This is a genomic window from Candidatus Bathyarchaeia archaeon (genome assembly GCA_035935655.1).
Taxonomy (GTDB): Archaea; Thermoproteota; Bathyarchaeia; order 40CM-2-53-6; family 40CM-2-53-6; genus 40CM-2-53-6.
The window spans coordinates 1-24,920 of record DASYWW010000039.1 but is presented as its reverse complement, the minus strand read 5'-3'; the positions used below and the strand labels follow the sequence as shown (position 1 = coordinate 24,920).

Below are 24,920 nucleotides of genomic sequence, written 5' to 3'. Positions count from 1 at the left end.
GATGCTTCTCGATTTTTTTTTCGCGGACTTTTCTGATTGCGGAGGAAAGTATGGTCGATGGTGGGGCCGGTGGGATTTGAACCCACGACCTCTGGCCCCGATTTCTCGGAGTCGCCAGCGCCCCAGGGTCACCGTCCACGATTGGACTCTGGTATCCTCTGGGCGGGGTCAATCCCCTTGACCAAGCTAGACGACGGCCCCTCGGCTTCTACGATAGTCAATAGGCTTTGTCTCTTTCTATAAAGGAAAGAGGTTGAGTGCGGATTAGGCAAGATTCTATCGACCGGTCTCAGGATGGTCAACCCAATTCCCACCGTCTGAGGAGACGATTCCACGTCTTCCCCTTCAAAACACTTTGGACTAATTCTCACGACGAATTCTGGAGGAATGTAAAATCACATCGCGCTCTCGTCGTTGACTTGTCGTTTGCGTCTCTGCGATACGCCGATGAGATACTGTAGGCTCCCAGCTCCTAACGAAAGGTTGAACACCGCTTTCAAAGCGGCTAGAACCTGCTCATCGTGAACCTCGATGACGCAAGGGGGCAGTAAGGTAGCATTGAACAGTTTGGTTTCGCAACCCTCGCAATCCATCTTCATGAAATCGAATTGTATGTCGAAGAGGTCGAGGTCGAACTGTCGGTTGAGAACCTCAGCGTTCCAGGCATTGGTATGAATGTTCTCCTTGATGATCTCCGAGAGGTGTCGGTCAGGTTCAACGCATACGACCCTTTTCGCTCCGCGAAGGAAGTAGAACAGAGCTGTCTCACCGCACCCCGCGCCTACGTCAAGAATTGTTTTGCCTTTGAGGCTGAACGGCAGATAGTATCTTTTCCAGTCAAGCCATTCACCGTATATGACGTTGAAGAAGTAAGGGGTGATCTTGATGGAGAATTTTCCGATCCTCAGATTGTAACTTTCATTATCGTGTCGTGTCAGAACCCAGTTCCAAGTCACCAGTAGTTTCTTGAGATACTGGTGAGGAAGCATGACCCTGCCCGGGACTGCTATCAAAGGCCCCCGAGACCTTGAAAGTTTGACCCCGGTCGGAGGAATCATTTTCAGGTCAGTAAGACTGGGCTTTCACTGCCCTCTTTTAGGCCCCAGACTTTCTGACAACCCATTTCGACATATGACTTGGTCGTATTCTGAAGACTGCTGATGACGGGTCCTACTGGGACGCTGGGGCGATTACTTGCATTACAGTTTCTTCAATAGGATAGCCTTCTTTTCGCCAGCCTTCCATTCCGTCGAGCATTTCCTTCACCTTGAAGCCGAGAGCCGTGAGCTTCGCGGCGGCTTTGGTGGAAGCGTTGCAGAATACCCCGTCACAATAGGTCACTATGAGCTTGTCCTGTGGCAGAGAGGCGGTCGTTGTAGAATTGATTGTTCGGTGGGGTAGGTTGATAGCTCCTGGAACATGTCCTCTGGCGTACGTTTCTGGTGTCCTTGCGTCCACGACAATTATTCCGGAGACCTTGTTGATGATGTCGTGGTAGACGTCTGAGGGGTCGGTTTCGAAGGACAATTTGGAGAGGAAGTGGTTGTGGGCGACTCCAGTGTCCGCTGGTGGTGTTGCGAGAACTTTAGAATCGGTTTGAAAGAGGGATTTGTTTCTGCGATCTGACATGTTAGTATCAGCACGGAGTGGGGGAGTTTTTCTATTTATTGCTTGCAGGAACCGTAACTGCCTGTTTGGCTTCGGGTCCGATATGGTGCGGCCTATGCATGCGATAGGTCGCGAGGGATCCGAGCCCACTGACAACCAAAAGGGTTGCTATCGGGAAGACGGGAGCAACTAGAAGTGTTGACACTAAGCGGTCGACGGGTATGACTAAGGGTGCAGTGTAGAGCTGGGAAAAGCGGAGGGGAATAGCCTGCAGGCTTGCAGCTCTTGCGGCCTGTTCCACGGTTCTAGCGTAAAGTACGCCGATGGCGAAGGTTGCCAAGCCTCCTAGAATATTGATTGCTCCGCCCAACCGTGTGTACCTGACTAGCATCAGACCGCTGCCGATTAACACGACGAAGGCCACGCCGAATTGGGCAAGCATCAAGTTGTCCGGTTGGCTCGATGCGAGATTGATAGCGCTTGGGAGGTTGTAGCCGAATAGGGCCCAGCCTATGGCGAGAAGGCTGCCGAACACGCCCAGTCCACCAGCTAGCAATGACCTTGGATGTCTGACTCTGGGGTTGTCTGTCTTAGCCATTTTCTATTCTTCGCGAACGAGCGTCCTCTATCGGATAAGTCTTCCACACTATCTCGTGAAGGATTCCAGCATCTTGCCGAGGCTTATTCCTCGACGTTTTGCTTCTTTTAACAAAACCTTCTGGACCCCGCTTGAATACTGAACAGCCTTCTTGGGTCGATCAACCACGGTATCAGGAAGTCTTAGGCGAGCGGCAACTCTTCTCAGAACATATTTCCGAATCACTTTCCCGTCGACCAGGTTAACCCGCAATGAGGCAGGCAGCCTCAAGGCGTACTCGACAAGGGGAAGATATGCAAAGGGGCAGCAAAGTTCGAGACCGGCTGACACAGCCAGCTTGTCTCCGGGGTCAAAGTCTTTGACAGAAGCGGAAACAACGCTGTCGAACATTTCCCTTCCAAGATTCTCCATCCCGTCTCGCAAGGCGATGTCTTCGAACTTTCCGTAACCGCCGAATAACTCATCACTGAGCTGACCGGCTGCGATGTAGCTCAAGCCCATCTCGCGCATTCTCTGACAGGCAAAATAGATGGGAACCGAGATCCCCACGATAGTTGGGTCAGTGGTCTCGGTGATATCGACGACCTCCGGCAACGAGTCAAGAATCTCTGAACTCGAGAATTCCCCTATGTTGACATGAAGTCCAAAACTCTTCGCGGTTCTCTCCGCGTGGGCTAGTTCTTGCTGTCCTTTCAGTCCCACCGACACCAGCGTTGGCTCCAGACCCTTACTTTTCGCGATGTAGGCAACGAGAGCGCTGTCAAGTCCCCCAGAGAACGCGATTCCCGAGCCTCGTGGTACAACTCTACCGACGGCTTCCGTGAGGAGTCCGTCCAGAGCTAGAGTCGCGTCAGACTCACTTTTCGCTTCCTCCTTTGGCTGTTTGAGCGAGTGGTCAACGATCGTCTCGTACCTTCCCGCGGCTGCTCGAATTACTTTGCCTGGAGGAACGGGCTCGGGTTCTCGAATTCCGATCGAGATGAGAGGAGATTTCAGGCTGGCAAAGGCAGTGGTACCTTCTTTAGTAGTTCCAAAATAGAGAGGCTTCTGTCCAATGATGTCCCTCCCCGCGATGAGTTGATCCTTGAGCGAGGTTAGGAAAGCGAAAGCTCCGGGTGTCTGGATGAGACGGCCGGGACCCGCCGGACCGCCTTTGTCTGTTCTTCCGTCATCACTGAACAAAACGCCGTCGAGGGCTAACGGCACCGCCTGATGGTCAAATGAACGCGGACCATTGTAATCGCAGACCCCAAGCACGATTCTTTCACCGCTCGCGACGCTTTGCGAGAAAGTTTGAGATTCTGATCCACGATTCCGCATTAGGGGAAGAATGATCTTCGTTTTCGATTCGAGGTCGGCCGATTCCCTGCCTATTAGGCCGCAGATACCAGTCATTTGTTCCTCTGTTTTTCTTCGGAGTTTGTTTAATATGATGGGCTAGTTGTTTCCTTGCTCGGTCGGTAACATTGCCGATACTTCCAATTGACACGGGCCGTTATGGCAGTCCAGAGATGAGGAGAATCTTCGAGGAAGAAAACAAGCTCCAACGATGGCTGGATGTAGAAGCGGCGGTTGCGGAGGCGCAAGCATTTGTCGGTAATATTCCAAAGGAAGCGGCAGAGGAAATCAGACGAAACGCAAATACGAAGATAGTGACTTTGGATCATGTCAAGGGTATTGAGAAGGAAATTCGGCACGATCTAATGGCAATGGTCGTGGCGCTCTCGGAAGCATGCACCGGTGAGGGACGTAAATACGTTCATTATGGGTTAACTAGTTACGATATTGAAGATACTGCAACGGCGCTCCAGTTCAAGGAAGCATTCTCCGTTCTAGAGAAACGACTCAATGGACTCGAGGAGATCCTTGCTTCGAGGGTTCGTAAGCACAGATCGCTCTTGATGGTTGGTCGGACTCACGGGCGCCACGCCGGAGTCATCACTCTAGGTCTCAAGTTCGCGGTCTGGTTAGAGGAAGTCCGAAGATACCAGCAGAGACTGAACCAGGTCGAAGAACGAGTTCTCGTAGGGAAGATTCTCGGAATAGTTGGAAATGGGGCTGGGCTTGGGAAAAACGCGCTGAAGATTCAGGAGAGAGCGTTGAGCAGGTTGGGGCTCAAACCAGCAGGCCTCGTCACGCAAGTCGTCCAGAGAGATTTACACGCGGAGACCATTTGTTATCTCTCTCTGCTAGGGTCGAGTCTAGACAAGTTCGCAACGGAGGTCCGGAATCTTCAGAGAAGCGAAATCTCGGAGGTAATGGAACCGTTTGAGCGAGAGAAGCAGGTTGGAAGCTCGGCTCTACCATCGAAAAGGAATCCTGAGCTCAGCGAAAGGGTCTCCAGCATGGCCAAGTTAATGCGAGGGCTAGTCATACCGGCTCTAGAGAATATTCCTCTCTGGCACGAGCGAGACATATCCAACTCTGCCAGCGAGCGCTTCATCTTCCCAATGTCCTTTATTCTTACCGACGAAATGCTTCGGCTTGTAACACATGTCTTGGATGGTTTGGAAGTGCTTCCAGAAAATATGGAAAGAAACTTGGAGCTATCACAAGGCTCGTTGCTTGCGGAGAGAATTGTGAATTTGCTCGTGGCTATAGGGGTGCCGAGACAAGAGGCTCACGAGAGGATAAGGAAGATGTCGATAAGAGCCCTCGACAATAAGATTTCATTCTCGAAGCTCTTGCTCGAAGACAAATTCATCTCCAAGAGGCTGAAGACCCAGGAGATCAAGGACGCACTCGATTACAGGACGTATCTCGGCGTGACGCGCGAACTCGTCAACCTAGCGTTGAAGGAATAGGACGATCACTATTCGACAATAGAGTAAACTTTTATTTCGCTTCGAACCGCTAGAGCATAGAAGGTGGTAGGGCTTGAAGGAAGCTTTTCTTACAGTAGGAATGCTCCTTCTATTCACAGGTTGCATGGGCGCAATTGCTGCCACGACCGCCATGGGAGCTGGAGCCACTATCACTGCTCAAGCGCTCCAACAGCTTTTGGTTGCTGAGGTCATCTCAACAATTATCGCGATCGTTGGCGGTGCTCTTGTAATGCGTAACCGCTAGGCGGCTGTCTCAGGTTCCAGAGAGAGAATCTCGTCCAGCGGTTCTTTCGCATCAAGCCATTCTGCAATCCTGTCATACTTTTCAGGATCATGCTCGCGGATGAACCGGATCATAGGCAAGTAGAGTTTGGTTCCCCTTCGACTTGATAAGTGGGATTTGTAACCTATCAACGCTCCAATCCCCTTTCGAAGCTCTCTTGTTCGGCGACTGCGTGACATCGAGCTAATTCGCTGCGGGAATTTCATCGAGACCCAGCCAACCGGGCTCGTCTCCTTCGCGACGGCCACACCTGCGGTCATGAGATCGAGAGCGTAAGATAGTAGGTGCCAGGACTGTGTCTTTCTGATTCGCGCGTAGTAGAGATCAGCCTCCGCAAGTGCTGACATGGCCGCTTCGAGTTCGCGAGGTTTCGGAATTTGGCCTGGAGTGTTTTCCAGTATCCACTGAAAGAGCATTTCATGGTCGACATCCGACCTGTCCAATGCTCGTCGCGCCTCGGCGACGGTTCTGCTGTTGAAGATGATCCTCAGAACTTCGAATATGGACTCTGTTCTGTCTCGAGTTGACAGCAGCGCCGTATCTTCTAAGGTTAGGCTCTCTTTAGGTCCAGTCAGAATCTGAATGTCGGTTATTGCCGATCTCATATCGCCTCGGTCCCGTTCCATGATGGACCTGAGTGCCTGCTCTTCCGCATTCACTCCTTCTTTCGCGAGGATGCCCCTTAACAATGGGATTCCTTCGCGCAATCCTAGTCTTTTCAGCTCGATGAGCAGGCATGCGTCCCGCAGTGGCCTGATCTTCGGATCCCAAGGGTCATTGGCTGTTAGAACGATCGGAAACTGGGAGTCTTTGATTACCCGGAGAATCGCAATGATCGCGCCCGAGTCGGTCCTGAGGTTTATGCCGTCTACCTCATCCAGTAGTATGAGTCTTCCCTTGCTGGTCAGAGAAGATTGGGTTGATGCGAGCCCAGCGATTCTCGATAGAATGTCGCCACCTCGCTTGTCCGAGGCATTGATCTCTACAAGGTCCCATCCTCTCTCTCGAGCAATAGCCTCGGCAACTGTTGTCTTTCCCACCCCGGCAGGGCCGTACAGAAGAACTGCGGCCTTGGATGGGTTGCCATTTGACCAGGAGTCAAGCCACTGTCGAATCTTCTCTAGTGCAGGCTTGTTGCCTGCTATCTCTCGAGTTGTCTGTGGTCTGTATCTAACGGTCCAGGGCTGTGACATGTTCCTCTCGAACACTTCTATGAACCGATGCTTGAGCAGCTAGATGGGCCAGCAGAGCACTGAGCTGGACTTCTTCATCTCCTCCTTGTACCAGCCGGAAGTCCGTGTCCCCGATCGCCTCGATCAAGCTGATCCTTGTCTTCTCAGGAATAGGGAGGCGGAAGACTTCAGAGTGAATCTGGCGAACAATGTCGGATCCCGACAACCCGTACTTGACGAGAAGGGTTCGAAGCTCATCCCGCGCCTTGAGAAAGTCGCCCTTCAAGGCATGATTCAGCATCTCGTGGACGTCAGAGGGCCTAGCTCTCCCCACAACTTGGTAGACGGTCTCTTCGGAGATCCCCTTCGACATAGAGGAGGCAGCTTGGAGAATGTTGATGGCTTTTCGAAGGTCTCCTTCGGCTACTTCAACAATAGTTTTCAGACCCCCGTCAGTGGTCTTCAAGTTCTCATTCTTTGCGATTCGATGGAGAGATTCTACGACCTTTTCCTCGGGTAATGGTGTAAATCGGAACAGTGCACATCTTGATTGGATTGGCTCGATTATTCTGCCCGAATAGTTGCAGCAGAGAATGAAACGACAAGTGTTAGTGTAATTCTCCATCGTCCGCCGAAGCGCTCCCTGAGCGTCGCTGGTCATATTGTCCGCCTCATCCAGGACAAGAATCTTGAAAGGAACAGTTGTAAGTGAAGCCATTCGCGCGAACTCTTTCACAGTAGTCCGCACGACATCTATTCCCCGTTCATCACTCGCATTAAGCTCCTTGAACGCGTCCTGGAATCGCTCCCCGAACAGATCATGAGCGAGACACAATCCAGCTGTAGTCTTACCCGTCCCGGGCGGACCCGCGAACAAGCAGTGGGGCATAGTTCCCCTTTTGACAAAATCCTTGAGCCGCGAAACTATTTCTTCCTGGTCCATGATGTCGTCCAGGTTTTTCGGCCTGTACTTCTCAGTCCAAAGAGCGGCTTCCAATCAGATCCAACACACATGTTGGTGCTCCCAGCCATATAGAACTGTTTCATCCACCTCTCTGAGCAAATATCGTGTGATCAATTTGGTTTTCTGTTTAGAATTGGTTTTATGGGGCTCACTTTCGTCTTGGTGATTCCCGGGGGCGAGTAAACTGGAGAAGGAACCGTCAATCGTAGAGATTGTAGATACAGAGTTTGAAAACTCGCCTTCGCGAATTACGCTTCTCCGCGAGTTTCCCGAAACTCGGATCGGGGACAGGATCCTTGGCCCATATCGGATGGGGCAAGAGGTCGAACTTTCGCTGTGGACTGCTCAGCACTTGGTTCAGATGGGATACGCCCGCTTCAAGGATGAGGAGCAGCTGACCCTCAACACCCTATCGACCACTCACTACAAGGAAACGCTGCCCGGCGCAAGGCAGATCCCGAAACTGCCTCGGTCGTTCTACTTTCAGCTCCGCCGTCTTATCAAGGAGTTAAAGGGCCTTGAAGCGAAAGACAGAACCAAGGCCCGCGATCTGGACAAAGCACTAGCGCTCTCCAGGGACATTGTCAATATTCGAGTGAAGAAAATCGCTTCTCTCGGAGCGTCCGGAGAACAAACCACCGACGTCACAGCGAATCTGACGGTCGAAGAACAAGCACTGTACGAGAAGGTGCGCGAGAACGTGGAGTCATGGAAGAAGGACATTCTTGGCCGTGAGAGCACCAATTGACGCTCGTTAATCCCCAGACCTCTCGTCCTGAGGACGTTTTCCAAGACTTTTTCCGTTCATTTCTAGCGGACCAGGTTGGATCCAAGTACCGAAAACGGCTTGCTCAGGTCGCAGTAAACAACGGTATCTCTCTCGTAATCGACTTTGATGATCTCATCGCTTTTGATCCGGCCCTAGCTCGTAGCGTCACGGAGCGACCGGACGACTACATAGGTTACGCAAGCTCGGCCGCTACAGCCCAGATGCGCGTGGAGGACCCTGAGTACGCAGAACATGCTGGTCGAATATTCGCTCGGTTCCGCCGCCTCCCAGAGAAGAGAGCTCTCCGAAAGATTGGGGCCGAGGACATGAAAAAACTCGCCCTTGTAGAGGGGATCGTAGTTAGGACCACACAAGTTCGGCCGATGATCCTCAAGGCCGTATTCCGGTGCAGAAAGTGCCTCGAAATCGTTCAGGAAGAACAGAGCGGGGACTTAATGCGAGGACCCGGTCCAACGTGTCCAAGTTGCAAACAGAAGACCGCATGGGAACTGTTGGAGGAGCAATGCAAGTTCAAGAACACCCAGGAAGCCCGAGTCCAGGAACGCCCAGAGGACCTTCCCCCTGGACAGCTGCCACGATATCTCGATGTCAGATTAGAAGACGACATTGTCGACTCAGCTCGTCCCGGAGACCGCGTGGCCGTCACATCCATCGTAAGAGCCGAGAAACAGTACGTGGGAGAAAAGGGTCGCCTAAGAACCTTCAACCTATACCTCGAGGCAAACTTTGTTGATGTAGTAGGCAAAGAGACAGAAGTTGTCGAGATCACCCGTGATGATGAGAAGAAGATTCTAGAAGCATCCAAAGACCCATTCGTTCACCGCAAGCTCATCATGAGCCTCGCGCCATCCATCTACGGCTACGGGGAGATCAAAGAAGGAATACTCTACCTACTCTTCGGAGGCGTCTCCAAGCATCTCCCCGACGGAGTAAGTATCAGGGGAGACTTGAACACGTTACTCATCGGAGATCCAGGATGCCTTATCGGCGACGAGCGAGTTGTCCTAGGCGACGGGACGATCGCGAAAATCGAAGACTTTGGCCGCCGTCACCTTGAAGAATTGAAAATCGCAGTTCTGACAGGTCGCGGAAGAGCGGAGAAAGATCTCGCAAATCGATTTCACATCTACCGTAGTCAACCCACGATGGAGATCGTCACTGAGACCGGAAAGAGCATTCGAGGCACACACAATCACCCCTTGCTTTCGGTCGAGGTGGTCGATCGTCTTCAATTTCGACGCTGGAAGAGGTTGGATGAGTTCAAAGTTGGCGACAGAGTCGCAGTCGTTTCTGGATTCCCGTGTTATATTACAGGCTTTGTCAACACTGGATGGCGGCCGCTCGCTTACGGATTAGGTCCTAGATTTCGTGGCCGACTTCCAAAGAAGGTGACATCTGAACTTGCCGCGTTCGTGGGGTATCTGCTTGGCGATGGGTGGGTGCAGCGGTATAGAGTAGGGTTTACGGTCGCTGAGGGCGAAAAGGACACTCTAAAGCCACTTTGCGATATGTCCTTCAATCTCTTTGGAATCAGTCCAACGGTTAGTCTTCGAAAGGGGCCAAATCGCAACGTCGAGCTATCAGAAGGAGTAATTAACAGTCAAGATGTTGCGTACAATCTGGCCATCCTGAAAGACAAGCGCGTGCCATGTTTCATTCTCAGATCTGGAAACAAGGTGGTATCGTCGTTCCTGAGGTGGCTATACGAGGCAGACGGAACAGTCTTCTCCAGCAAGAGAGGATGCGGGGCGATCGGCCTCAAAGCAAAAGACATCGAGCTTCTTAGAGACGTCCAAATTCTTCTCCTACGATTCGGAATACACTCACGAATAATAGAAAACGCGCTTCTGATCAGAAGAGGAAGAAGCATTCTAAAATTTGCCGACAAGATCGGTTTTGCGTCAACCAAGAAACAGACTCGTCTGGCGCACCTTAGGGAGAGAGCTGCGAGACTGAAGCGTTTTGGAAGGCAACACAGTGAACGAGTTGCGGCCGTGTACTATAGAGAGCCTGCCGATGTCTATGATATTGAGGTTCCCAAGAGCCACCAGTTTATCGCGAACGGAATGATCTCTCACAACACCGCGAAAAGTCAACTTCTCCAGTATGTGTCAAGAATCGCTCCTCGAGGCCTTTACACTTCAGGCAGGGGAACCACGGCTGCAGGCCTCACCGCGGCCGTTCTTCGCGAGAAAACCGGGGGAATGGTCTTGGAAGCAGGTGCCTTGGTGCTCGCCGACAAAGGAATTGCATGCCTTCATCCGGATAGCGAAGTCTTTGTCGGTGGAGCCCAGAAGAGGGTGGCTGATCTCTTCGACGAGGAGCGCTTTGAGCGGGCGCTGTCAGGAGGTCATGAATTAGAATTGTCCCTTTTGCTTCAGCCTGTTGCAAATCTCGACCTTGTCAAACTTGCGACAAGGCAGGCAACCGCAACGCTAGTTGCACGCAGATGGTACAGTGGCCAGCTTCTCCGTGTGAGCATGGAGTCTGGAATGGAACTCCGCTTGACGCCAACTCATCCAGTTCTCGACGGAAAGACGCTAGAGTGGAAGCCCATAGGTAACTTCGGTCCTGGCGACAAGATCGTCGCCCTCAAGAAGCTACCCTCCTCACGGACTCCGGTTAGGATCCTCGACATTGTTCCGGAAAACTGGATCATTCAACCGACTCCCAGAGAGAAAATGGAGATTCGCCAGCTCTTAGAGGTCAAGCATCACTCCTTACGAGCAATCAACAGTTACTACGGCCTCAGACGTGATGCACTCAATGGCCGCGGAGCGCTAAAAGTAGGGCAATTCAAGGCGATCTTGAAAGACACAGGTATATACAACTCCTGGGTACAACGACCGTTTGCCTTCGGAAGAAAGAAGAACACAGAACGTCTCAAGATCGCCACACTCACGGCGGATCTTGCATACATCATAGGGTTCGCCTACGGAGACGGACATGTGCAATCCAATGCCAAGCACTCCGCCTTGAGAATCACCCAATCATCAACCCACCCCAATTACATCAGACGACTCCATAGAGCAATGAGCCAAGTCTCGGACCACCCATGGAAGATGTATCTACGCCGAGCCATGACGACAAAGTTTGCCAAAAGCTCGGAATGCCAGGTTCTCGTCTCACATTCTAACCTCTTCGTATACTTGTTCGAGTGGTTGACGCGGAACGGACTCCGAGACCTTCTTCATCTCGATGATGCGGCGCTTGCCGGATTCCTAGCTGGAGCTGTTGATGCTGATGGTTGCTTTAGTGTAAAGAAGAATCGGCAATACTCAGTGGTCTCCTTCGATCTTCTTCTCTCCAATGATCTTGCATCAAACCGACGCTTGCTTTGGGCGCTCCGGCGCTTCGACGTATACGCTCGCATAAGGAATCTGCAAGGCGTAATGAGCGTACAGATTACGTCCAGGGCTGATGTGAAGCGGTTGATGGAGCGAATAAGCCCGTACTCGGAGAAAGCGAAAGTCATTCCTCCTCAGCGAACGCGAATTTCAGCTCGACACGAGGCAGTTCCCGCATCACCCCTTCGTCTGGCGCTTTCGGGCTTGCGGCCAGTCCCCGGCGAACTTCTCCGCTCCGGTGATTGGAGTGCATTCCATTCATACCGTAGCGGCAAGCGTCAACCCTACAAAGCTCCTCTGCAACGGCTCATCCGTCGACTAGATCCCTGGCTGGATCCGTCTTCTCAAGAACGACTCCTCGCGCTCGCTGGAGACGACTATGCCCTCGAAGCAATCCGAACCGTCAAGTCGGAATTCTACACGGGCTACGTCTATGATCTTCGCGTTCCTCTAGGGGAACACTTTGTCACTGAAGGCATCCTCACTCACAACTGTATTGATGAGCTGGACAAGATGCGGCCTGATGATCGTGTTGCAATTCACGAGGCTCTTGAACAGCAGACCGTTAGTGTTGCTAAGGGGGGCATAGTGGCCACATTGAACGCTAGGGCATCGGTTCTAGCCGCCGCCAACCCGGCTCTCGGGCGGTATGAGCCTCATAAGAACATTAACGAAAACATCAACCTACCAGTGACAATCCTTTCCCGATTTGACCTGATCTTTCTAGTAAAGGATCTGCCTGAGCCCGAAAATGATTCCCGAATGTCAGAGCACATTCTCTCGCTGCACAAGACGAAACACACACCTGAAGAGGCGCCTTTTCCACCTGAATTTCTGCGAAAATACATCAGCTACGCGAAGAGAATAGTTCCAGTTCTAACTCCGGAAGCCGTGAAAGAGTTGCAGGATTTCTATTTGAAGATGCGCAACACCACTGGCAAAGAGGCGGCTGTTGCGATAACTCCTAGACAGCTTGAGGGCCTGGTCCGGATTTCTGAGGCCAGGGCCCGCGCTTTCCTCAGGGAAGAAGTAACCGTTGAAGATGCGAAGAGCGCAGTCAAGATCATGAGCTACGCCCTCTACGATGTCGGGGTGGACGTGAAAACCGGCAAGATCGACATCGACACAATAATGACTGGTAAGCCAGCGACAGTTCGAGACTCCTTGGGAAGGGTAATGGCGATTGTGGCTGAACTCGAACGGGAAACGGGGACCGTAGATGAGAAAATTCTCAGCGCCGCGATAGTCGAGCGGGAAAAGGTTACCGATGGAGAAGCACGGCGATTCGTGGGACAGTTGATTAAGGAAGGAATGATCTATTCACCCAAGGAAGGAAAACTAAAGCGAACTTCAGGCTAGAACCCATTCTAGGGAGCTGCCAATGCAGGTGAAGATTAGAGACCTCCCCATCGACAAGCAAGTAATCGAACTATTATCTAAGGAAGGTCTCGACGAGCTTTACCCGCCCCAACAGCATGCCATCGAAGCGGGGGTCCTGGATGGGAAGAACTTGGTCTTAGCGAGCCCCACTGCCAGCGGGAAAACCCTAGTTGCGGAGCTCTGCATCTTACAACATGTCCTCGAGCACCGTGGGAAAGCAATCTATCTGGCTCCGTTACGTGCGTTGGCTAGCGAGAAATTCAAGGAATTCCAGCGCTACTCAACAATCAAGAAGCCCAGCGGGGACCATGTTAGAGCTGGGATATCCACAGGCGACTATGACAGCTCGGACCCTTGGCTCGGAAGATACGACATTATCCTCTGTACTAATGAAAAAGCAGACTCTCTCCTGAGGCACAAAGCTCCCTGGATGAGCGAACTTACACTAGTAGTCGCGGACGAGGTTCATCTCCTGACCGAACAACAAAGGGGTCCAACCCTCGAGGTGGTTCTCACCCGATTGACAGAGATCAATCCCAACATCCAAGTCTTAGCGCTTAGTGCAACAGTTAGGAATGCCGAAGAAGTAGGATCCTGGCTGAAAGCGGGATCCGTAACCACCGACTGGCGTCCTGTCCCTCTGAGAGAGGGAATCTATCACGATAATCAAGTGCAGTTCCGCGATGGTGCAAGCCGCGCGATCGTAAGTGGGACCAAGACCCCAAGCCTGGACATCGCGCTCGACGTAGTGAGCACTGGCGGCCAGGCGCTAATCTTCACCGAGACAAGGCGATCTGCAGTCGAGATGGGACGGAAAGCTTCGGTAGCCGTGAAAAGCCGATTGTCAAAGCCCGAAGAGAGAGCTCTGAATACCATTGCCGAGCGAATACTCTCGACAGGAGAGAAGACTCGGTTAAGCGAGGCCCTCGCTGCACAGGTTGGGGCAGGCGCCGGTTTTCACCATGCAGGATTAGCAGGAATTCATCGCGGAATAGTGGAAGATGCGTTTCGGGAAGGCAGAATCAAGGTCCTGGCAGCAACCCCAACACTTTGTCTCCCCGCAGGTGAGGAGATCTTTGGAAATCCCGCTCCTGTTCCAATAGAGAGACTCTCCAGCGGCGACAGAGTGTTGACTCATGGCAACCTATTCGAAGACGTCGTCACACCAACTTCGAGATGGTATGACGGTCCTCTTGTAAAACTCACACCTTGGTTCCAGCTCCCGATGAGAATGACCCCAGAGCACAATGTGCTCCGAGTGATTCGCACAAGGCATTCAACGCGAACTCGTGGCACAATTCGTCATTGGTGGACTTATTCCAGGCCCGATTGGACCGTCGCAAAGAACCTGATCGTTGGCGATCTCGTATTATTCCCGAGAATCAAAGAAGAGCGCGATATTCACTATATTGACCTGGCGGAGCAGGGCCCCTTGGCGAACCAGTCTGGCGTCGTTGGAAAACATTGGTCAAGACTGAAAATTGACCGTTTAGAACTAACCCCTCAGACGCTCGAAGTGTTAGGACTGTTTCTCGCCGAGGGTTACACAGGAAGACAAGGGCAAGTGATGTTTGCCCTAAGCACGAAAGAGTCAGAGCTGACCACAATGGTCGCGGGCTGGTTCAAAGCAATCGGTTTGAGGCCCGGCGTTATTGATGGTGAAAGACACAGAAGGGTCGTTAGGGCATGTTCTAAGCAGCTTGCAGATTCCCTTCGAGCATTATGTGGGCAGGGAGCCGCTGAGAAAAGGATTCCACATCAATTCATGTACCTTCCAAACAACCAACTCGCCCATTTCGTTAGAGGAATGTGGCGTGGAGACGGTGACATCACGAGATCTGGAGCAAGAACGGCTAGATATTCAACCGTGTCGAGGGGTCTGGCCAAGCAACTGTTCGCGGTGCTCGTCAAACTCGGGTACATGTCGACGATCAGGATGAGCAAGAGAGTCGGGATCGGGTCCGAACAAGGCCTAGCAATTACTCACCGGCACGACCTCTACACGGTTTCTGTTTCCGGAAAACAGCTAACCCGTTTCATGGCAAAGATCTTGAGAGTCAAATCGGACCGGTTTGAAGGAAATCGTGAATTCAATAGAGGGTATCTCGACTCGAACTACTATTACATGCCGATCAAAAAGGTCGAGCAAGAGCTCTACCAAGGCACAGTTCACAACCTAGAGGTCAAAGGCCACAGCAGTTATGTTGGCTCATTCATAGTTCACAACTCCGCAGGTGTTAACCTCCCTGCTAGGGCTGTTGTCATCAGCAGCTACGAGCGGTACGAGGCCGGCTATGGTAGATATCCGATAAGTGTGCTAGAGTACAAGCAATTCTGTCTCCCTGCAGAAGTGCCTGTAACCTTGGGTGACGGATCGGTAATTCCAATCGGTCGTATCGTGAAGAAGAGAATTAGCGACCGCGTGCTATCCTTGTCGAACCCTCACGGGCTCCTAGGCAAGCCTATCGCCGGATACTTTGAACGAGAGGCGGACGAACTTGTTGAGGTCAGCACTGTAATCGGAAGAACCTTGACTGCAACTCCGGGACATCCAGTTCTAACCAGAGGGAAAGACGGCGCTCCGATGTGGGTCCCCATAAAATCCATCAGAACGGGAGACTACATGGCATATGCGAGGGAGGTCCCAACTTCAGAGCGTGATGTGTACTGGTTAGACTTTCTGCCGAAGAAAATAACATACGTTGCACAACGGATCGGCTTCTTCAATAGGAATGCCATTCCCGCAAAATACAAGGATGTCTCTCGACATCTCGGAGTAAGCCTCAAGACCTTCAAGGGCTACACCTCGGGGAGACGAAATCCGCCTTTATCCAGAGTCGTAGCGTTGGGCGGACATTTGGGACTCAGCGAGACCGAACTCGCATTGCAAATTCGTCTCGTCAAATCCAAATGGGGCAAGCCAATACGGATACCCGATACAATCGACGAAGACTTCATGTGGCTAGTTGGGATCATAGCTTCTGACGGGCACATAAAGAAATCTCGAAGCAACAGAGGGACGTACTTCCATATCCGTGTTTTCAACAAGAACCGCGGAATCATCGAAAAAGCCAATTCGGTCTTTCAAAAACTAGGCTGTCATCCTCGAATCACTAGCAGAGGCGACGAGCAGCTCACGGTTGAAATTGGATCAAATCTACTCGGTCCAATGATCTCCCAGTTTGGGATTCCGTTCAGGAATAAATCCTTGGACATTTTCATTCCTGACTTTCTGTTACGATTCCCGCGGCGCTTGATAGGCGCGTTCCTCGCAGGCGTCTTCGACGGGGATGGTTCCTACTCTGAAACCAAGTACTCAAGAGGAATAACTACCATGGTTAGGGCGATCGTTATCGCGACGGGAAGCGACCGGTTCGCCTGGGGTCTTCACGATCTCTTGCTCAGGCTTGGAATCCTGAGCTCAGTCGTAAAAGACGCGCGCGTTCATCGAGTCATGTTGAACAACAAACCAACCATGTTTCCTAACCCGGTTTATAGGGTCACTGTCCGAAGGATATCTGATATTCAAAAGTTCAGAGATCTGGCAAAATCCATCAAGAAGATCCCCAAGATAGAATACAGCAACTATCACGGCTTGGACAAGTATCGAACAAGGGAAAATAGACTACCGTATTCTTGGGTGAAAGTAAGGAGCGCCGTTCTTAGGAAGCTCCGTGGCCCAAGAAAAGTCTATAATCTTTCCGTAAACGAAACCGAAACTTACCTCGCGTCAAACTTCATCGTTCACAACTGTGGACGAGCGGGGAGGCCTAGGTACGACAAGTTCGGCGAGGCATTGCTGATTGCTCGCAATCCGGACGAGTCTGAATGGTTGATGGAGAACTATGTCCTTGCTCAGCCTGAGAAGCTCTGGTCCAAACTGGCAGCAGAACGGGTTCTGCGCCCGCATGTACTATCGACCATAGCTGCCGGCTACGCGCATTCCGAGGAAGGATTGTACAGCTTTTTTGCGAGAACATTCTACGCCCACCAGTACGGGCCGCGTCTGATCAAGACCAAGATCGGCGATATTCTCAGGTTTCTCTTCAAGGAAGAGATGGTGCTAATGGAAGGCAAGGACCTTTCCGCTACAAAGTTCGGCAAGCGAGTCTCCGAGCTCTACATAGATCCAATGTCCGCGGTGATACTACGAGATGGCCTGTACAACCGAGCAAAGAAGATGACTGACCTAAGCATATTGCACCTAATTTCCAAGACCCCTGACCTTTCCCCGCGACCTCGTCCTCGAGGAGGCGAAGTCGACAAGCTGAGTTTGTTAGCGGAGCAGAGAAGCGACGAATTCACCTATCCCATACCAACTCAGTTCGAGGACCCTGTTGCCTACGAGGAATTTCTCGGAGAGCTAAAGGCCGCTCAAGTCCTCTCCGATTGGATTGATGAGCGGACAGAGGACCAAATACTTGAGACGAGGAAAGTTGAACCAGGCGATCTTCTCAGACTTGTGCAGGGGTCCGAATGGCTGATCCTCGCCACCCAAGAACTAGGGCGTCTTTTTGGACACAAAGATTTGCTTGCTCCTCTAGAAATGCTCAAAGTAAGACTTGCAAAGGGTGTTCGGCCGGAGTTGGTCAAACTGACCACGCTTGAAGGGGTGGGACGAGTCCGAGCGCGCATGCTTCACGATGCTGGACTGAAAACGATTGAGGATATCAAGGAAAGGAGCCTTGAGCAATTGATGAGCATTCGAACCATTGGTCCATCACTGGCGAAGAAGATCAAAGAACAGGCTGGAGGACTCATCAAAGCTGATGAATGGGAAAAGGCGAAGAATGCAAAACCCTCGGAAGTCGAACAACAAGCCGTTCTAACCGAGTACGAAGACTCCGAATGAGGGGTCGAAAGCCTCGCTATTCCTAGCCTTATAATGCGGGACTATCGTAGGCACCCCGAAGCCTGGGAAAGTTCGCAGATGGGGAAGATCAAGGTAGCACTGGCAGGCGTTGGAAATTGCGCCAGTGCACTAATTCAAGGGATTCAATACTACCGGAAAAACCCGCCCAAAGAAGACAACCTCACCACCGGTCTCATGCATCCAAAGTTCGGAGACTACGAAGTACAAGATATCACGTTCGTAGCGGCCTTCGAGGTCAACAGGAAAAAAATCGGAAACGATCTCAGCAAAGCAATTTTTACAGACCCGAACTGTGCGCCGAAAATTAGTGACGTCCCAGATATGGATGTCACCGTCAAAGCGGGCCCGATTCTAGACGGAGTGGCGCCTCATATGCGAGAGCCGTTCCACGTCTACAACAAGAATAGGACCAAACCTGTCGACGTGGCAGCCGAGTTGAAGGACTCTGGCGCTGAAATCCTCGTCAACTATCTACCTGTAGGCAGTGAAAAAGGAGCCAGGTTCTACGCACAGCAAGCACTGGACTCGGGTTGTGGTTTCGTGAACTGCATCCCCGAATTCATCGCGTCAAACGATGGCTGGTCGAGAAAGTTCGAAGACAGAAAACTACCGATTGCCGGGGATGATATCAAAAGCCAGGTCGGAGCGACAATTGTTCACAGGGCGCTCGTAGACCTTTTCCTGAAGCGTGGCGTGAGAGTGGATGAGAGTTATCAACTGAACCTCGGTGGCGATACTGACTTTCTTAACATGACTGTCGAGGAAAGGCTTCATTCAAAACGCATCAGCAAGACAACAGCAGTTGCAAGTCTCATTCCGTATGATGTTCCGACAAGAATAGGCCCGTCGGACTATGTTCCTTCTCTCAAGAACAAGAAGATCTGTTACATCTATCTGAAAGGAAGAAAATGGGGCAACATTCCACTCCAGATTGATCTCAAACTTTCAGTGGAAGACTCACCCAACAGCGCTGGAGTTGTTGCAGATGTGATCCGAGCGGTTAAGATCGGTCTGGACCGAGGAGTTGGAGGCGCACTCACCAGCATCTCTTCCTACTGTTTCAAGTATCCACCAGTCAAGATCCCTGATGGCCAGGCGTCCCAATGGGTGGAAGAGTACATCCAGGGAAAAAGAGAGCGCTAAGGCGAAACTTTCCGCGTCTTTCGGACCTCAGGAGCCTGTAGAGACTCTCCCCAATTGTGATTCAACCGACCTCTACCCTTCCATTCTTCATAATGCTCCATTACACCTGTGAACAGCAACGGTAGCCCAATCGTAGCATCAACATGCACGGTGCACTGCTCGGCCTTCGGGTCAAGCTTTCCCCACGATTGACTCTCAGGGAGTTCGCAGCCGGACAAACCACCGAATTTAGGATCGTCGGTCGTAACCTGGATTGCATAGCTATGCGGGGGAACAGGCATGCCCGCGATCTCTGCCATTGGAACGACCTGCTGAATGTAGTTCTTCGGAGTCCCGCCCCCGATGAAAATCACCCCCGATTTCTGCCAACGCCTCTTGAGGCTCATGATCTCAAGATTGTCCAGCATCGGATCGTAGACCATTGGAGGTCGACCTTGGTCGAGCTGCTCGTTCCTATACACTGTTAATGCCATCCCAATTGAACTGTCGGCTAGTGCTGGGCAGAAGATTGGAAGATGTTCCCTTGCGGCGGTGGCGAGAATGCCGTATTCGTCGTTGATTCGTTGTCCCATTAGCTGAAAGAACTCTCTGCTAGAATATCCCCGGGGCTCAAGGCTTTCGGAGAATTTCTCGACAAACTCGTCGGCCTTTGTGAACATGACATCGTCGGCATACGTATCGTACACTCTGTCTATTCTCATGCTCCTAAGCGTCGGATCGTCAATGTGATGTTGGGCCATGTAGTGGCGTCCTCCAAGCGACTCGTATAGGTCGTGACTGAGATTGGCGCCTGTGGATACGAGGACGTCGATTGCGTGAAAGGCGATGAGGTCCCGGAGGAGTCGCCTCATACCTCCAGCGATCATTGCGCCCGACAGACCGAAGAAGATTAGAGGGCGATCGGGATCGCTGAGCATATGAAGCCAGATCTTGTAACACCTACCGAGCATCCTGCTCTGGAATGATGTAGCATTGAACGCTTCCAGAGCTTCACTTACTGTGTGAACTTTGGCTACGTCAAAATGCTGCACGGGATGTTTGAATGCGTCGCCGCGTGGGGAGTATTGAATACGAGAGGATGAAGCTGACGCAGATATTTTTTCGTGAGGGTCAGAATTCTTGTTGATCTTCATTTTATCCTTCTAACTTGATTGGATAATGCGTCTACCTGTTTCTATTAAAAGCTCGTGTACTAGCACAAACTCCCAGAGATGAAACGGCAACTCTCGTTGAGCTCGCGAAAATGAAAAAGGGGAAAGTCGAATCGGGTCGGATTGGTTACTAAGCCACGAAGGTGTATTGCACTGTTAGCCGAACTTGGTGGACAAATGTGCTTCCGGTAACGCTCGAACCGTTCAAAACGATGCCAACGCTGATTGTGTTTGCACCCGCGCGTAGGTCCTGGTTTCGCAAAGCTCCGACAAGAGTGTTTTGCACAGTTGTCGCTGGAAGATTAACAGGGGCTTGTCCGTTCAGTTGGACTGCTAAGGCATTGTAGCCACCAGTTCCGCCAAAGTAGACAATCGTAACGAGAACTGCGTTCACCGTTGTGAATCCTTTGACTGGGGAGAACGCGAACGCGGCCGTCGCATTAATGGAACCACCAGAGAAACCGCTTGTCACGCCAATCCCAGTGGTAACTATCTCACCAGTACCCGGCTGGAAAGTCAGACCAGAACCAACGTTCAGGAGACTGATGTCTATGCTGGTCACTTGCGAGGTCGGAGTCGGCGACGGAGAAGTTGGTACAACTGCCTCCACCGAGACGGTCCCCATGAAGATCGCGATCAGAAGCACACTCACTACCGCTCCTTCTGTTCTATTCAATTTGCCACCCCCTTATGATACTGTGAATGGTGAGGCCCGGTTTCTCTTTAATAAAAGTGGCTGGCTGCTGAACAAGTTTTCGTAGACAAGCGAGGGCGAGAAGCACGGATCTCTCACTCTTGCCATCTCCTTGGAGAGGAAAACCGGTCAAGCGCTCTAATATCGGCGTCTGTGTCGTTGGAATCTCGGCGGACGACGCGCAGGACGTCTACCTCGGCCTCGCTGATGTCTCTCTCCACCTCGTCTCGGGCCATATGGTCGAGGAGGAAGGAAGAGCGTGGGGAACGATCTTCGGCCAGGAGAAGTCAATCTAATCATCTCCTGAATGTTCGAGGAGGTTGTTCGTCTTATTCTCTCAAAAATGGAGTCATCGCTTCGGCTCACGAGGGAGACAGCGATCCCGGCACTTCCCGCTCGAGCAGTTCTGCCGATTCTATGGAAATATGTGAGAGGTTCTTCGGGTAAGTCGAAGTTGATCACGTGGCTGACGTTCGTAATGTCGAGGCCCCTTGCCGCCACGTCGGTGGCAACTAGGAGGGCGATTGATCCGTTGCGGAAACCTTGGATCGCTCTGTCCCGTTGACCCTGCGTAAGGTCTCCATGAATCGCCAGCGCATTGTACCCTTCGACCCTAAGGGCTTGAGCTAATCTTCCCGCTCGAATCTTGGTGGAGCAAAAGATCAGCCCTTTGTTTACGTGTTCTGCCTCTATGAGGGAACACAGAGCTGGGAACTTTTCATTCTCTTCAGCCCAGACATATTTTTGCGCGACAGATTCAACAGAGATCTCGTCGCTGTCGACGAATATTCTCAGGGGATTTTTCATGTAGTGATGGGCGAGCCGAATGATTTCGTCAGGCATTGTGGCTGAGAACAGGGTTGTTTGACGGGGGCCCGGGACTCTTTCAAGTATCTGCCTGACATCGTCGATGAATCCCATGTCCAACATTCTGTCAGCTTCGTCAAGCACCACAAATCGGACCCTGTCTAGGTCAACTGTTCTTCTTTCTAGGTGGTCGAGGAGTCTGCCCGGAGTGGCGACAATAACTTTAGTCGTAGGCCTTTCTAACTTGTCGATTTGAACCCCTATGCTCTGGCCGCCGTAGACTGGAACAGTTCTAATTGGAAGATGTCGTGCAAGGCGTTCGAACTCTCCTGCGACTTGGACGGCTAGTTCGCGGGTCGGGACTAGTACGAGTGCTTGGAGTCCGTGAGCATGATTGTCAATCCTCTGCAGTATAGGAAGGGCATAAGCAAGCGTCTTTCCCGAGCCTGTGTGTGCCTGTCCAATGATGTCCCTTCCCTGGAGAATAGGCGCGATAGCTTCCGCTTGAATTGGGAACATTTCTTCGAAACCCATATCCTTGATTCCCTGAAGAAGCCGGGGCTGGAAACCTAGGGCTTCGAACTGTTGAGCCAACTATTGTTCTAACAGCAAGTCTGGCCGCCCCATAAAGACCTTCCAGTCCCGAGAATCTGTATCAACGAAGCGCATAACCCGTCATCTTACCTAGGGTCTCTCGGTTCTCTTCCAGAGGCTAGAGGCGTCATCGGCAAGGCCCTCGTGACGGTGCTCCCAGGCTTGATGCTTGGGCATATGATCTTCACAAAAGGTCTTGCCGCAGTACTCACACTTCTTGTTCTGTGATGTTACACGTCCGCATTCGTTACACTTTTCCAAACGTCAATTAACCTCGAAGAGATGATCTAATGATGATTTGTGACTGGTTTAAGCTTGAGCCTGGGCAGGGGCAAATTCTTGGTTCTGATTCCACTTCAAGATCAGATTTTGCAAGAGCTTCGCATGATCATTGGCGAGATTCAGCTTGAACATTCTGACGCGCCCGTAATCTCTCTCTTCTACTATCCCGGCTTTTGACAGGTCGTCTAGATGCCGTTCGGCGGCGCTGTAACTCTGCTCCGTTCTTTTCGCGATTTCCGTCAGATGCAGCTCTTCGATTCCGGAAAGAAGAGTTAGTATTCGGATTCTACCGCTGCTCGAAAGGACCCTTTCTAGAGGTGCCCTCTTTTCTCCGACCAAGGCTATGCTCTAATCGAGAGGGTCGACTCGAGCCATCGGCGTATGGCAGAGGCAGGGGCCGAGGATATTCCAAGCAAGGTTGTCTTTCCTCTGAAACCAGTAGTGGAGAGCTGGGTGGAGAGAATGCCTGTAGCGTTCAGATTCTGAACGTACTTCCAGACTTGCGTATGTGCCCGGTATGTTTCCTTGTTTTCCTCGCAAGCCATACGATACGCTATCTCCACATCGCCCATTGTAGCATATGTTGCATTATTTCTCTCCAAGACTCGCGCTAGCGCTAAGAGTATCAGTTTCTCGTGAAGGTTGAGATGCTGGGAGTATTCTGTGCGGAGAACAGGGTATACGCTGTTTGCGGCGGCTCTGATATGATCAGGCTTCACCTCTCTAGCACCTTCCGTGTCCGCGTACTTTCCACCTCTCCAAAGTAGCTCGATAGCGTAGCGAGCGTCGCCTCCAGGCGCCGCCATGTCCGCCACGAAATTCAGGACTTCTTCGGGAACTGTTCCCTCTTTGAACGCCAGTTCTGCTCTTTCTCTAAGAATTTTCTCTAGCTGTGGAGTAGTGTAGTGATCGAGGCGAATGACGTTTCGCTGGAGAGTGCTCTGAGTGCTTCTGTCGAGATCTTCAAGGTTCCTGAGTTCCCGCATGATGATTATGAGGGACAATCTTACCGGTCGACCAGGGCGCTCCTCTTGGATGCGCGTAAGATTGTAGAGGCTGGTGGAGCCTTCTGTTTTGACCAGCGAGTCCGCTTCGTCGAGCGTGAGGATAATGTGGAGCTTCTTGTCCTCAAGCTGATCTAAGAGAATGTGCAGAAGTTCTTCGCTGGAGAAACCTCGCTGGGGAAACTGGGGAGTGAATGTCTGAAGGACTTTTTTGAGGATCATGAAGAGGCTTCCTCGATACTCGCGGCAGTTCACGTGGATGTATTGGAGGTTGAGCTTGAGAGTCTTGGCCGCGTGCTGTATGTCTGTACCGAACCGTTGCGTAAGGACTGTTTTGCCGGTTCCGATGTCACCGGTTATGAGGACTTTGGGACTGGTAGTTCCGGGCTTGTCAATAACGGATCGGAAGAGTTCGGCGAGGAATCGTAGCTGGTTTTCCCTGTGGGGTAGCCGGGATGGGAGCCACTCGAGGCTAAGAGGACCCTCGTCTTTGAAGATGGTGGGTTTGGAGAGGGCGTCCCGTACTATCTGGGAAGGGGCGGATATGCTGGTTTTCTCGATCATGACGAATACTTACACCTGAAAGCTCTCAAACTATACTGATGAACGTATAAAATGAGCAGAGATGGATAAAAGTAATCCCTGGAAGATAATTCGGCTTACGCCATTGGTCCAATCCAAACCTAGGACTCGGTTGCTTAACACATGCCTGTAGGCTCAGCAAGAAGGACTTCGCTAAAAGCTACGACTAGGGTTTAATGCGAGTGGGAAATCAATCACCCCATCTTCGCTCTCCATATTCGCGTTTTCCTGATTGCTCTTGTGAAAATGTTTCCCCAATACTCCTCCAATTTCCAAATGACGACGTTAGGGATTAGCGTTTTGATCTTCCTAAGTCTGAAGGGAAAGTGTGTTTCAAGTATCATATCACGCTCGGAGCCTTCGATATCGATTTTGATCGAATCGACATGCGCGTCAACGATGACGACTCGACTGTCACTTCCAAAGTTTTTCTTGAGCAGTTCTACGGCCTTAGGATCGGACTCTACACAAATGACTTTTCTTGCGCCGTGGTTTAGGTAAAAGAACGCTGTCTCGCCGCAGCCGGCTCCAATGTCAAGAACTGTACTTTTGACTGGTAAGTACCATTCATGCCAGCCTTCTAGTTCTTGTTCCACCGTTACTCTATGGTCATCATCGAGTTCAAGCTGTTTGAAATCTTCAATTGAACACATCTTCAAACTTCCGCGAGAGCATCTTTTGATACCCCATTCGATTGCAACTTCCTCCACATGGCTCCGCCACTTCAGTTCTAAAGGCGCCCATAAGGGTTGAGCCTTGGAGCTTGACGTTTCGTGTCGGATGGGCTTAATGGATATGCTCGTAAGGATCAAAAGAACGTGGT

At 51.5% G+C, this 24,920-nt stretch carries 18 protein-coding genes and 1 tRNA gene; 6 read left to right on the top strand and 13 right to left on the bottom strand.

Going from position 1 to position 24,920, the window contains the following annotated elements; translation table 11 throughout:
• Window positions 1-58: 58 nt before the first annotated feature.
• The 5 genes from VGS11_06825 to VGS11_06805 all read right to left on the bottom strand — a co-directional run bounded on the left by VGS11_06825 (window position 59) and on the right by VGS11_06805 (window position 3,601).
• Window positions 59-201 (bottom strand) — tRNA-Pro (locus tag VGS11_06825).
• Between the two features lie 194 nt (window positions 202-395).
• Window positions 396-1,013: an RsmD family RNA methyltransferase gene (locus VGS11_06820; protein ID HEV2119797.1), complete on the bottom strand. Its 618-nt coding sequence runs from the start codon at window positions 1,011-1,013 to the stop codon at window positions 396-398.
• A 157-nt stretch (window positions 1,014-1,170) separates the two neighbouring features.
• Window positions 1,171-1,629, bottom strand: a complete 459-nt coding sequence (locus tag VGS11_06815; GenBank protein ID HEV2119796.1) for a rhodanese-like domain-containing protein — start codon at window positions 1,627-1,629, stop codon at window positions 1,171-1,173.
• Window positions 1,630-1,660: 31 nt separating this feature from the next.
• Complete coding sequence (locus VGS11_06810) at window positions 1,661-2,206, bottom strand: hypothetical protein (GenBank protein HEV2119795.1); 546 nt, start codon at window positions 2,204-2,206, stop codon at window positions 1,661-1,663.
• Between the two features lie 48 nt (window positions 2,207-2,254).
• Window positions 2,255-3,601 carry an asparagine synthase-related protein gene (locus VGS11_06805; protein ID HEV2119794.1) on the bottom strand — a complete coding sequence of 449 codons (1,347 nt, stop codon included), beginning with the start codon at window positions 3,599-3,601 and terminating at the stop codon, window positions 2,255-2,257.
• A gap of 71 nt (window positions 3,602-3,672) precedes the next feature.
• Between VGS11_06805 and purB the strand changes: the two genes are divergently transcribed.
• Window positions 3,673-5,010 carry an adenylosuccinate lyase gene (purB, locus tag VGS11_06800; GenBank protein ID HEV2119793.1) on the top strand — a complete coding sequence of 446 codons (1,338 nt, stop codon included), beginning with the start codon at window positions 3,673-3,675 and terminating at the stop codon, window positions 5,008-5,010.
• A gap of 73 nt (window positions 5,011-5,083) precedes the next feature.
• Window positions 5,084-5,275: a hypothetical protein gene (locus VGS11_06795; protein ID HEV2119792.1), complete on the top strand. Its 192-nt coding sequence runs from the start codon at window positions 5,084-5,086 to the stop codon at window positions 5,273-5,275.
• Here VGS11_06795 and VGS11_06790 read toward each other — a convergent pair.
• Both VGS11_06790 and VGS11_06785 read right to left on the bottom strand, forming a co-directional pair.
• Window positions 5,272-6,507, bottom strand: a complete 1,236-nt coding sequence (locus VGS11_06790; GenBank protein ID HEV2119791.1) for a replication factor C large subunit — start codon at window positions 6,505-6,507, stop codon at window positions 5,272-5,274. The genes VGS11_06795 and VGS11_06790 overlap by 4 nt on opposite strands.
• Window positions 6,485-7,483: a replication factor C small subunit gene (locus VGS11_06785; GenBank protein ID HEV2119790.1), complete on the bottom strand. Its 999-nt coding sequence runs from the start codon at window positions 7,481-7,483 to the stop codon at window positions 6,485-6,487. Before VGS11_06785 ends, VGS11_06790 begins: the two co-directional genes overlap by 23 nt.
• Window positions 7,484-7,760: 277 nt before the next feature.
• On the opposite strand from VGS11_06785, the gene VGS11_06780 reads away from it, so the two are divergent.
• From VGS11_06780 to VGS11_06765, 4 genes are all read left to right on the top strand, one after another.
• Window positions 7,761-8,198 (top strand): hypothetical protein, encoded by a 438-nt coding sequence (locus tag VGS11_06780; protein HEV2119789.1) that lies wholly within the window; start codon window positions 7,761-7,763, stop codon window positions 8,196-8,198.
• The gene (locus VGS11_06775; protein ID HEV2119788.1) at window positions 8,195-12,946 is read left to right on the top strand and encodes an LAGLIDADG family homing endonuclease; all 4,752 of its coding nucleotides are present in this window, start codon (window positions 8,195-8,197) and stop codon (window positions 12,944-12,946) included. Before VGS11_06780 ends, VGS11_06775 begins: the two co-directional genes overlap by 4 nt.
• A gap of 22 nt (window positions 12,947-12,968) precedes the next feature.
• Window positions 12,969-17,819, top strand: coding sequence for a DEAD/DEAH box helicase (locus tag VGS11_06770; GenBank protein HEV2119787.1), 4,851 nt, complete (start codon window positions 12,969-12,971; stop codon window positions 17,817-17,819).
• Between the two features lie 78 nt (window positions 17,820-17,897).
• On the top strand, window positions 17,898-18,983 hold the full coding sequence (locus VGS11_06765) for an inositol-3-phosphate synthase (GenBank protein HEV2119786.1): 1,086 nt from the start codon (window positions 17,898-17,900) through the stop codon (window positions 18,981-18,983).
• Here the strand turns inward: VGS11_06765 and VGS11_06760 are convergent.
• From VGS11_06760 to VGS11_06735, 6 genes are all read right to left on the bottom strand, one after another.
• On the bottom strand, window positions 18,980-20,116 hold the full coding sequence (locus VGS11_06760; GenBank protein ID HEV2119785.1) for a deoxyhypusine synthase family protein: 1,137 nt from the start codon (window positions 20,114-20,116) through the stop codon (window positions 18,980-18,982). The two genes, VGS11_06765 and VGS11_06760, sit on opposite strands and share 4 nt — an antisense overlap.
• 148 nt (window positions 20,117-20,264) lie before the next feature.
• A complete protein-coding gene (locus VGS11_06755; protein HEV2119784.1) occupies window positions 20,265-20,810 on the bottom strand; it encodes a hypothetical protein in 546 nt (181 codons plus the stop codon).
• Window positions 20,811-20,966: 156 nt separating this feature from the next.
• Window positions 20,967-22,229 carry a DEAD/DEAH box helicase gene (locus VGS11_06750; GenBank protein HEV2119783.1) on the bottom strand — a complete coding sequence of 421 codons (1,263 nt, stop codon included), beginning with the start codon at window positions 22,227-22,229 and terminating at the stop codon, window positions 20,967-20,969.
• 309 nt (window positions 22,230-22,538) lie between these two features.
• Window positions 22,539-22,850, bottom strand: coding sequence for a winged helix-turn-helix domain-containing protein (locus tag VGS11_06745; protein HEV2119782.1), 312 nt, complete (start codon window positions 22,848-22,850; stop codon window positions 22,539-22,541).
• A gap of 2 nt (window positions 22,851-22,852) precedes the next feature.
• Window positions 22,853-24,079: an ORC1-type DNA replication protein gene (locus VGS11_06740; protein HEV2119781.1), complete on the bottom strand. Its 1,227-nt coding sequence runs from the start codon at window positions 24,077-24,079 to the stop codon at window positions 22,853-22,855.
• Window positions 24,080-24,291: 212 nt separating this feature from the next.
• A partial coding sequence (locus VGS11_06735) for a hypothetical protein (GenBank protein HEV2119780.1) occupies window positions 24,292-24,920 on the bottom strand: 629 nt, incomplete at its 5' end.